At 58.6% G+C, this 10,592-nt stretch carries 8 protein-coding genes; 5 read left to right on the forward strand and 3 right to left on the reverse strand.

Going from position 1 to position 10,592, the window contains the following annotated elements; genetic code table 11:
• Positions 1-282: 282 nt before the first annotated feature.
• Positions 283-2,901, reverse strand: coding sequence for a valine--tRNA ligase (gene valS, locus PLJ71_21555; protein HQM51275.1), 2,619 nt, complete (start codon positions 2,899-2,901; stop codon positions 283-285).
• Between the two features lie 395 nt (positions 2,902-3,296).
• Here valS and PLJ71_21560 point away from each other — a divergent pair, with 395 nt between their 5' ends.
• Positions 3,297-3,572 (forward strand): hypothetical protein, encoded by a 276-nt coding sequence (locus PLJ71_21560; protein ID HQM51276.1) that lies wholly within the window; start codon positions 3,297-3,299, stop codon positions 3,570-3,572.
• 89 nt (positions 3,573-3,661) lie between these two features.
• Here PLJ71_21560 and PLJ71_21565 read toward each other — a convergent pair whose 3' ends face one another.
• A complete protein-coding gene (locus PLJ71_21565) occupies positions 3,662-4,657 on the reverse strand; it encodes a uroporphyrinogen decarboxylase family protein (GenBank protein HQM51277.1) in 996 nt (331 codons plus the stop codon).
• A 170-nt stretch (positions 4,658-4,827) separates the two neighbouring features.
• Here PLJ71_21565 and PLJ71_21570 point away from each other — a divergent pair, with 170 nt between their 5' ends.
• Entirely contained in the window at positions 4,828-6,852 is a 2,025-nt protein-coding gene (locus PLJ71_21570; GenBank protein HQM51278.1) for a hypothetical protein, read from the forward strand.
• A gap of 315 nt (positions 6,853-7,167) precedes the next feature.
• On the opposite strand, the gene PLJ71_21575 is transcribed toward PLJ71_21570, so the two are convergent.
• Positions 7,168-8,286: a glycerol dehydrogenase gene (locus tag PLJ71_21575; GenBank protein ID HQM51279.1), complete on the reverse strand. Its 1,119-nt coding sequence runs from the start codon at positions 8,284-8,286 to the stop codon at positions 7,168-7,170.
• Positions 8,287-8,390: 104 nt separating this feature from the next.
• On the opposite strand from PLJ71_21575, the gene PLJ71_21580 reads away from it, so the two are divergent.
• The 3 genes from PLJ71_21580 (at position 8,391) to PLJ71_21590 (ending at position 10,324) form a co-directional block, all read left to right on the forward strand.
• Positions 8,391-8,621, forward strand: coding sequence for a transposase (locus PLJ71_21580; protein HQM51280.1), 231 nt, complete (start codon positions 8,391-8,393; stop codon positions 8,619-8,621).
• An 852-nt stretch (positions 8,622-9,473) separates the two neighbouring features.
• Entirely contained in the window at positions 9,474-9,776 is a 303-nt protein-coding gene (locus PLJ71_21585) for a hypothetical protein (protein HQM51281.1), read from the forward strand.
• Positions 9,773-10,324 carry a hypothetical protein gene (locus PLJ71_21590; GenBank protein HQM51282.1) on the forward strand — a complete coding sequence of 184 codons (552 nt, stop codon included), beginning with the start codon at positions 9,773-9,775 and terminating at the stop codon, positions 10,322-10,324. Before PLJ71_21585 ends, PLJ71_21590 begins: the two co-directional genes overlap by 4 nt.
• Positions 10,325-10,592: the final 268 nt, after the last annotated feature.

The following is a 10,592-nucleotide window of genomic DNA, read 5'->3' on the forward strand; positions in this document are numbered from 1 at the left end:
TACCGCGGATACGGTACTGGCAAGCGAGTGCCCTCTTTCTCCTTTCACTGTTCCGAATCTAAGATTACTGACATCGCATGTACTACGCGATGAACCACAACGGGGAATGATCGGGACGCAAGAAAGCCGAAGCTTATTGTTTTGGCGGGCATTCTAGCAGCTTGAGTGAGAATCAGAGTTGAGAATCAGTGACAGCAGCTCTTTGCTGTGGCGCTTCTTCCCACATCCGCCCAGATGGGCTACACTTTACTTGGGTCGAACAAGGGCCTGTGTGCGAGGTCGCTATTCGCCTGTGTTTGGGGCAAGCGTGACGCTGACATCCACGTCGCCCAGTTCCGGTTTGCCCTGGCGCGTCTCGAAAGTCTCGATGCTCAGCATGCGGACGATATCGTCCCTGGCGATATCTACGAGTTTCAGGCTCTCGGGGGCAGCGCAGACAACGACCTTCTGTACGGGAGCTTTCATGCTGAGATTGGCGTCGGCCTTGGCTTTGCGCACCGCCTCGATGATCGCCACGGCAATGTCGAAGGTCCGGGCATCCGATGGTGCCGCTATGGCGTCGAGTTCGTTGTTGCCGGGCCAGGGGCTCCTATGTACGGACGGGCGCATGCCCTTGTCGTTGCTGTAGCACCAGTGCCAGACGTCTTCGCACAGGAAGGGCAGGTACGGCGCGAACATCCGCACGATCGCGCGGTGCAGCAGACGCAACGTCGCTGCCGCCGAGAGACGGCCATCCGTGAGTTCTTCGTCGTAGGTGCGGGGTTTGGCCAACTCGAGGTAGTTGTCGCAGAAGACCTTCCAGAAGAAGTCCTCGATGAGCATCAGGGCTTGCGCGTAGTCGAACTCGTGCAGCGACTGTGTGGCGCGGGCGACGGTATCCCGTAATTTGGCCACGACGGCGCGGTCGGTTTCGACGACGATCTTCTCGGGCCCCAACTGTGCGGCGTCGATGTTCTCGAACCGGCCGACGGCGAATTTGCTGGCGTTAAAAAGCTTGGTGCACAGCCGTTTGCCGACCTTGAACACCTGTTCGTCGTATGCGGTATCCACGCCGAGCCGGGCCCGGGCCGCCCAATAGCGCACGCTGTCGGCCCCGAACTCGTCGAGGAGGGGTTCGGGTGTGACGACGTTGCCCTGGCTCTTGGACATCTTCTTACGGTCGGGGTCGAGGATCCATCCGCTGATGACGACGTTGCGCCAGGGGACCTGGTTCTCGTGAAGGTAAGCTTTGACGATGGTGTAGAAGGCCCATGTGCGGATGATCTCGTGGCTCTGGGGCCGGATGTCCATGGGGAAGAGTTTTTTGTGGCGCTCGGGGTCGGTCGCCCATTTCGAAGCGATCTGCGGCGTGAGCGAACTGGTTGCCCAGGTGTCGAAGACGTCCGGGTCGCCCGTGAACCCGCCGGGCACGCCGCGCTGGTTTTCGGTGTAACCCTCGGGGACTTGGTCGAGCGGGTCGATGGGTAGACGCTTCGCGGAAGGGACGAGCGGCTTGGCGTATTGCACGTTGCCGTTCTTATCGAGCGGATACCAGACCGGGATCGGCACTCCGAAATAACGCTGACGGCTCATGCACCAGTCCTGGTTGAGCCCTTCGACCCAGGACTCGTACCGTTTGCCCATGAACGACGGGTGCCAGTGAATCTTGCGGCCCTGTTCGATGAGGGCGTCTTTCTTGTCGAGGATGCGCGTGTACCACTGCCGGGCGGGGATCAGTTCGAGAGGCCGGTCGCCTTTCTCGAAGAACCGGACGGGATGGGTGATGTCCTGTTTGGGGCGGTCGATGATGCCATCCATCTCCTCGGCGAGGTCCATCAAGACCTTCTGGGCTCGTTTGGTGTACATGCCGGCGATGCGCGCGTAAATGGCGTTGGCTTTTTCGGGCTGGAGGCTTTCCCAGCCGGGTTCGCCGAACGTCACCGGCAACAGATGCCCGTCTTTTCCGATCACCTGGCGCAGGGGGAGGTTAAACTGCCGCCACCACTCGACGTCGGTCTGGTCGCCGAAGGTGCATACCATGACCACCCCCGTTCCCTTCTCAGGGTCGGCTTTCGGATCGGCCATGATGGGCACCGGCACATGGAAAAACGGCGTGACCGCGTGCTTGCCGACGTACGAGGTGTAGCGTTCGTCCTCGGGATGGACCAGGACGGCGACGCACGCAGCCAGCAGCTCGGGGCGCGTAGTGGCAATCACGAGATATCCGTCGGGCTCGCGGAGGGGGAAGCGCAGGTAGTAGTAGGCGCTGGCCACTTCCTTGTCGACCACCTCGGCCTGGGCGATGGCGGTTCGGAAATCGACATCCCACATCACGGGCGTTTCGTCCTGGTAGCAATCGCCTTTTTCGAGGAGTTCCAGGAAACTCTTCTGCGAGGTAAGTCGGCAATGCGCGTCGATGGTGGCGTATTCCTGGTCCCAGTCGTAGGACAGGCCGAGACGCGTCCACAGATGGCGAAAAGCCTCTTCGTCCTCGCGGGTAACCTCATTGCAGAGTTCGATGAAGTTGCGGCGGCTGATGGGAAGCGGTTCGCCCTTCGTGCCGCGGCCGCGCTCGAGCTTGGGCTCGTAGTGCAGATGAGGCTCGCACCGGACATTGTACAGATTCTGCACGCGGCGCTCGGTTGGCAGGCCGTTGTCGTCCCACCCGATGGGGAAAAAGATGTTTTTCCCGAGCATGCGCTGAAACCGAACGATGAAATCCTGGTGGCTATAACTGAAAAGATGCCCGACGTGGAGGGAACCGCTCACGGTCGGGGGAGGCGTGTCTACTACGAAGGTCTCGTCACGGCCCGGTTCGGGATTCCACGCATAGAGGCCGCTCTCGTTCCACGTTGCGCACCACTTGTCCTCGATCGCGCTCGCATCATACTTCCTGGGAATGCCTTCGGATGGGGTCGACATGCTCCACTCCTGTGTGAAATGTTGTTTGTAAACGGCATGGAAATGCGTTTGCAATGGAAAAAGGTGACGAAAGTATAACAAAACGCACGGGACGGAAGAAAACATACGGAACAGCTTGCCCCGGCCCCTCCCCTTGGAAATCGATCTCTACCCGCATACACTGTCAATGGAGCGTCACGAGGCCGAAGGCGCGGCCAGCCGACCGGATGCTGTGGAGCCTTCTGGCCAAGGCTCGGTCTGGATGGAAGGATGCTGCACGATCAGAACACTCAATCGACGTCGTAAATCATTCTGGTGAGTTGGTTTGAGTTTAACGCGCATGTCGTGGGCCGCGGTTGACTGGGCTTGAGTGTGCGGGCATCACACGCATCTTCATATGGGAAGAATTGCCCGCCTTGGTGTTGGATCTCATTCTCAGGCCCTGGCATCTGCTTGTTTTGTTTCTGGCTTCTCAGCTCAATCGGGAGCAGCAACGCATCATCGAGTATTTGCAGGTGTGGGACCGAGGCCTCGGCAACAATCTCATCGAGCTGGGCAACGAGGCCGGCCGCGTCGAAGGAAGCATTGCTTGCCGTAACCGCCTCGGCGGCGTGCTCCGCTGCTACCGCCGCCGAGCTGCACGATGTTCCGGCGTCGACATGGCCGACCCTTTGCGAGACAACTCTGTCTGAGATTTTCAGAATACGTCCTAATCCCGTCAGATTCTTACAGGCGACTGATTCGTTCGTAACAGCCGGGATCGTGGATTAGTCTTTCGCCCTTACGGCGGCCATTCGGAAACCACCGCATCCAGCATGGCACGATACCTTTGAAAGCAGTCAAATGACATGTAGGAACGCACTGTGTCGTTCAAGAACGGCACATACCCGCCCTGCTCGAGGAGCGGCCGCACCGAAACATCGAGCTCCCTTTGCAGAGCCGCCGGGCCTTCCATCACCGCCCGCCAATCGATACCGCCAAAGAAGCAGATATGCATTCCGAACTTTCTCCGAAGAGCCAGATAATTCATTCCGCATTCGGCGCCGCGACTCAGGAGGAAACCATTGATGCCGGTTTCGAGCCAAACCGGAATCAGCGGTTCCACGTGCCCCGAGGACCAGATGAAATGGTGCCGCGCCCCATGACGTTCCAGGCAGGCAACTATCCGGCGCAGGACCGGTTGCACGAAATGCCGATACATTTCCGGCGAGATCACAATTCCATGATTGGATGCGATGGGTTCGTAATAAATCGCAAAGTCAATGGTCACGCCCCGTAGCACATTTTCCAGGATTTCGGCCAGGTAGTGCACATAGAAGTCCATTTGCTGTTCCACCAGGGCGGGTCTCTCGCAAGCGACCTCAAGGGCCTCGCTGAGGGTGGCGCCGTCGTGAATCCCAATCACCTGGAAGAATCCCTCGTCCCACGGCGCCGCCGCCAACGGGTAGGTGCGCTCCTCCCACTCCTTCGTGTTCCAATCTCCTGGGAAGGGCTTGTTTCGAAGCGCCAGGAACGACTGTTGAAACGCTTCCATGTCGTCTTCGATCTTGACTATGGGACGGCGCTCTCGTTCCAGGCGGAATTCCAGGGGCAGCCACTCGAACGAATCGAGGTGGAAAAACCGGGCGGGAGTCAGATCGTCAAACCGTCCTTCTTCGCGCCAACGCTGCACGGTATCGTCAGCAAACTCGCTTTCAAATCGCGGGGGCGCCACCGGGCCAAACGACAGCGTTCTGGCCAGCCTCTCACGCAAACTCATAGGCTGCTCGTGTTGCATCAGGGGCTCTCCTGGAACGGGTCCGCCAGCCGCACCAACATGCTTCTTCCCTCTACTCGTTCTGTTATCGCGATCAAGCCAAATCTCCACCGTGTCCGCTGGAGCCGCTCATTTCTTTGCGGCACATGCCCGGAATTCCTATGATACATAAAACGCGGGAGCTTACAACCATGGGTGGAATGAGATGGTTTCTTGCAGTCTGTGCGGTGGCGTTGCCGGGGTGGGCTGAGGCCCCCTTCGATTACTTCGACAATTCATGGAGCGTGATCGGACTCAAAGACTACGCGCGAGGCACGCGGATCACACCGGACAACAAGCTCATGATCGGCGCCTCTGTTGGCACCAGTGAGGACGAGGCAGACAAAGCCTCCGTACAAATACGATTTGGAGGGGATCTGACTCCTTTGAGCCGCGAGCAGACGAAGCGGCTGATGGACGGCTGGCTGCCCGTGGTGCTCCTGGACGCGCAGGACGGTCCTGTCCGCTACGAGTTCATGTTCTGGGCCACGCCACTGCCTTCGGTGAGTGATTGGCAAAAGGCATTTGGATGGCCGAGTGAAGGCGAGAACTTCCTCAATTGGATCGCCGTCCGCGTTGTGAATACAGGGGATGCTGTGTGTGAGGGGAAGCTGCGGATCGAGCAGACGGGCTCCTACGAGGCGTCGCGGCATCCAGTGCCCAGCCTGGCCCCTCCCAAGGAGTTCTCATGGCTGGTGGAACCGCAGAAGCCCATTGACTGCGCCGTGGCAATTCCGTGGGAACCGGTTGAAGGCGCGGATTACTCGCACGAAGCCTCGGACGTCTGGTTGGACCGCACCCTCCACTATTGGCAGAACATCATGGCGAACGCGGCCTCCATTCGGGTTCCCTGTGAAAAAGCCTCGCAGGCTTACCTGGCTGCTCACGTTTGCCAACTCATTGCAAGCGACCACGGTGAACTGCACGGCGGCGAGGGGTTCTACGACCAGTTCTACATCCGCGACGGCGCCTACCAGGTGATGGAACTCGAGGAGGCGGGGTTGTGGGACGTGGCACGAAACGCCATTGAGCCCTTCAGTGAAAACCAGACCGACGAGGGACGGTTCGAGACTCAGAAAGGTCAACTCGACGCGAATGGCCAGGCACTGTGGGCTCTCTGGCAGTATTACCGGATCACGGCGGATCGGTCTTGGCTCGACCAGGTATACCCCAAAATGCGGAAGGCCGCGGAATGGACAATGCAGGCCAGGCGGAGCGCCCCGGCGGACTCGCCTTTTGCGGGCCTGCTCCCCGCCGCGCCAGCCGATGGAGAGTCCCTTTGGGATGGGAAGCATCATATCCTCGGGTACGATTTCTGGAACCTTCGCGGGCTTCTCTGTACGGCGGAAGCGGCCCGGACACTGGGCAAGACAGACGAAGCGGACCGGTTGATGAAGGAAGCCGCTGAATATCGCGATGCCATCGACAAGGCCTGGCAACGCACGGAGCTCCCGCATTTTCCGCCAAGCTGGGAAAAGGAAGGAACGCACTGGGGAAACACGGAGACCCTTTGGCCGACGCCCGTGTTTTCCGCGAACGACCCCCGGGTCGTGGCATCCATGAACGAGGTGCGCGAAAAGTACCTCGGCGGTTTCGTGGAAGGCACGATCCGTTGGACGGATGGAAAAATCGAAAACGCCATCCATCCCTACATGTCCGCGTATACCACAATGGCTTCTCTGGCGCGGGGCGAGCACGAGAAGACCGTTGAGGAATTCTATTGGTACTTGCTGCACTCAACAGCCGCTCACGGATTTCCGGAGGGGATATTCTACGAGCGCCGCTTTGCTTGGAGTAACACGATCCCGCATGTGACGGGCGCCTCCAACTATGCGCTGATGTTCCGGCACATGTTTATCCACGAGCAGGAGGAGGAACTCCATCTGCTTACCGCCGTCCCTGACTGGTGGCTCGACGACGGCAACGAGATCAGAGTCGAACGAGCCCCCACCCACTTCGGACCAATGGGTTTCCGGGTACGAGGGACCGCACAGGGAATCCGGCTGGTGTTGGACCCTCCGCAGCGACAAGCGCCGCAACGGATCGTTCTGCATCTCCCCGCGTCGCGCCTCCCTGAACATCCCGTGGAAGGTGTGGAGGTTCTCGTTCGGGACAGTCAGGCAAGCCGGCTCGATTTTCCGGGCGTCATTGCGAAATTCCGGGCAAATCAGCAATAGTTATTCCACGTTGGATGGGCCGCGGAACACGGAAGAACTGGAGGGAGCCGGTATTTCCGTGAGCCACCACACGCAAGTAGGTGCCGCGTGACCGCAGCCCGGTCTGCGGTTATCGGTTTCGACGGCGCGTCAAGAAACATGGAGACCGGAGAAACACTCACGATGCCGCAAAGTCCTAGGCAGAATCCCTATTCGGAGCGACCGAACGGCAGCATCCGGCGCGAGGTCCGCCAGTGGCGAAGTCACTCGAATAATTGCTCAGAGAGCTCGTGGGCTCCCTTCCGGGCATCGTGGCTTTCTGTAGGCTCACAGCGCTCAATGGCCGGTAAGGTCTGAGAACTTTCTGCCAGTTCTTCTTTCCTTGCCAAGGCCATCCGCGGCGAGCATGGCATTGAGAACGTTTTCGGGACTAATCACGCCTGCTTCGTGATGGACGGGCTGCCCGGGAGCGCAGGCCTTCTCAGCCGCCTCCATCAGCTTTCCCGGGCCAACGTTTCCTAGACCAATGTCGGCAAGCGTGGTCGGCAAACCGACGTTCTCACAGAACGAGAAGACCGTGGACGATTCGTCTTCGGATGCGCCTGTGAGTTGGAGCCCGGCTAGAACGCCAAAGGCGACTTTTTCGCCGTGGTAGAACGAATGGGTTTCCGCCAATGCAGTGAGGCCATTGTGAATGGAATGGGCGGTGGCCAGCCCGGCGCTTTCGAACCCGAGTCCGCTCAATAAAATGTTCGCCTCGACAATGCGCTCCAAGGCCGGTGTGACAAGGTGCCTTTCGCTGGCGGTCTTAGCACCCACACCGTACGCCAACAGCGTCTCATAACAGAGTTTGGCGATGTGAAGTCCGACCATTGTGCTATATCCGCCACACTCGTTCGGAGACTGGGTCCGGTCACAGGACCTGGCTTCGAACCATGTGGATAGCGCGTCGCCCATTCCGGCCACCAGAAAACGCGCCGGCGCCGCCGCGATGATGCCCACATCCACAAGCACCACCGCCGGGTTGGCTTTTTGATAGCATACGGAATCGAAGATCCCGTCGTTTGAGTACAACACCGCACACCCGCTGCACGGTGCATCAGTCGAAGCGATAGTGGGGATAATAATCACGGGTATGTTCGCACGGTCCGCGACGATTTTCGCCGTGTCAATGGTCTTGCCTCCACCCATACCGACCAGAACGTCTACCTGCTTCTCCGTAAGGATAGCGGCCAATCGGGTCAACTCATTCTCGCAACACTCGCCGCGAAATAGTTCGATGGGGATAGCCTGCGCACTCAGATCGAGGCCGCACGTGGGGAGCACTCTGTCGTTAACCGAGGGCGAGGCCAATATTAGCGCCTGTTTGCCCAGCAAATCTATCAGTGCGGGCAATTCGCCAATAGCATCGACGCCTTGGATGTACTTTCCGGGAAAGACTGCTTTCTTGAACACATGAACCTCCTCTGTTTCAGGTTGTGTCGCGAAAGTTCAGCAAAAGGAGGGCATGAGTACCTCGAGAATCCACCCGGCTCTTCAACCCGGAAAGGAGAGCACCCATGCACCAAGAGAAGCGTATCACGAACGTGGCGGATTTGAAAGTGGTCTTGGAACAGGATGCCGATATGCTGGGCCCGCTGGTTGCGGGGTTGATGCAGAAGATATTCAAGCCGGAGATGATCGAGTACCTTATGGCGGCCAAGGGAGAGCGGACGGGTGCCCGTCAAGGGTATCGTAACGCACGCTATTCCTGGACGCTTTTGACTCGCGTCCGGAAGCTGGAGTTGTGAATTTCCAAGGGTCGTCGGAGGCGGTCCAACACCGGGGTGTTCGAGCGGTTGGCCCGGCTGTGGTCAGAAACTGCAAATCGGGTGTTATGCTTTCTGTCATACTTGGGCCTTCCGACACACAAAAAGGCCAACGGCTCATCGTCGTAAGCCATTGGCCTGATTATGGTTATATGGTGGGCGGTGCGGGACTCGAACCTGCGACCCCTTTTCTCTGCGCTCACTGTACATGCAGGCCGTAATTCTGTCAACACCTCAATCATAATTGATTTTTGGCCAAAAATCCTTTACTATTTCTTTGATTTTTCGATGCGGGGGAAGGCCGTGAATGAGGATGTGCTACAACTGCTCAATGCGCTCATTCGGGAGAAATCGTCGAGGGAGAAGCGCAGCACTGATCTCCTCAAGGACCCGTTAAGAATTGCCGATGGGTGGTATATGTGCGTCCCCCCTTGCTTTAATGGCGCTCTCGACATTAAACAAACAATCCGAATCAAGAACAAAAGCCAGGCGCTTACGTGGACACAGGGCGCATGGTTCTCGTTCGGTGTGGGAGATTCACTCTATGATACCGCTGATGGGTATAAGCCGTGGTCAAGTGCCTTGAGAGTTCTCCGTTTATGCGTCCAAGTGAAGGCCGCGACCAGTGTAGGCCTCACGGAGGACGGATCTCGCAGATACCCTGGATTTGTCACATTTGCGCTTCTTGCGCCAAACAGCGCACGAACGCGCCTTCTAGAACGCGCTCAGTATGCGGTTTCGCAGGATGAATTTGTGCGGTTTCTGATCGCTGGACCGTCCGGTGTCCTACAAGAGAGAATTGACAGGCTGTAACCTATAATACGGAGGAAGGAAATGCCAGAAGACACGAGACCTGAAATTGCCGGAACGCATTCAATAACGGCCGTGGCACTCGGCCTCTTTTCCGTGCTACTGGCACTCGTACTGCTTTTGGTGCCGTTTATCTTCGACGAATACAATCGCCGGCCGGAACCGCACGAGTTGATCCGGTACGCCGTGTACGTGACGGGCGGGTGGGTGATTGTATTCCTGCTCTGGATCGGCGCCCCGATACTTCACCACCTGTGCGAGATTCGGAACCTGCTCACCGGCCAGGCGACCGCGCCAGACGCGGCGGAGACGGACGCCCGCAAATGAAAACCATCGCGGAAGCAGAGGCAGAGCAAAAAAAGAGAGAAGCTCTCGCGGCAAGCGCCCGGGACAAGTATTACAGGATAGCGCTAACCGTGACTGGCGGCGGAATCGCGCTCCTCGTCACACTGGCACACGGAACCACAATGACTTGCGCAGGAAAGATATTGTTTGCGCTTTCCATCGCGTGTTTTGCCCTCTCCATGATCTGCTACCTTATTGAGGCGCGGCAATCGTCCCTGGCCTTGAGTGGAGAAGAGTGGTCAATTCTACTCTCCAGAAAGGGTATTTGGGAATGGATCGAACGGAGCGCCCTTATCGCACTGTTGCTGGGAGTCGCGACGGCGCTGTCGTTCGCGGCCGTTACGATCGGAGGTGCACAATATGACGCAGAACATATTCAGCAGAACATGGAGCTTCGTGACAAAACTGATGGTTCAGAAACCACAGCCGCCGCCGCCGAAAACAGACAAGAAACCCGGCAAGTAGCTACCCCAACTCCCCCATCACCTGCACCAGCCGTTCCCGGTTCACCCACGCGTAAACCTGAGTGACGTCCGCGTCCGCGTGGCCGAGGACGATCTGTGCCGCGTCCAGGCCGTACCGCTCACGAACCCTCGTCACCGCGTTCTTCCTGAGCTGGTTCGGGCTCTACTGCGTCACCCCGGCATCCGCGCATAGCCGGTGCACGGCCCCACGATACGACGCCCTGGCGTAGTGGTCGCCCACGACCCGCTTCGTGCGCCGTTTGGCCGGTTTCTGGTCGGGCCGCCTGTGTGTCGGTTTCGCGGCCGCGCGTTGGCGGACAGCCTCCCGCGGGTC

The organism is Candidatus Hydrogenedentota bacterium (assembly GCA_035416745.1).
GTDB lineage: Bacteria > Hydrogenedentota > Hydrogenedentia > Hydrogenedentales > SLHB01 > UBA2224.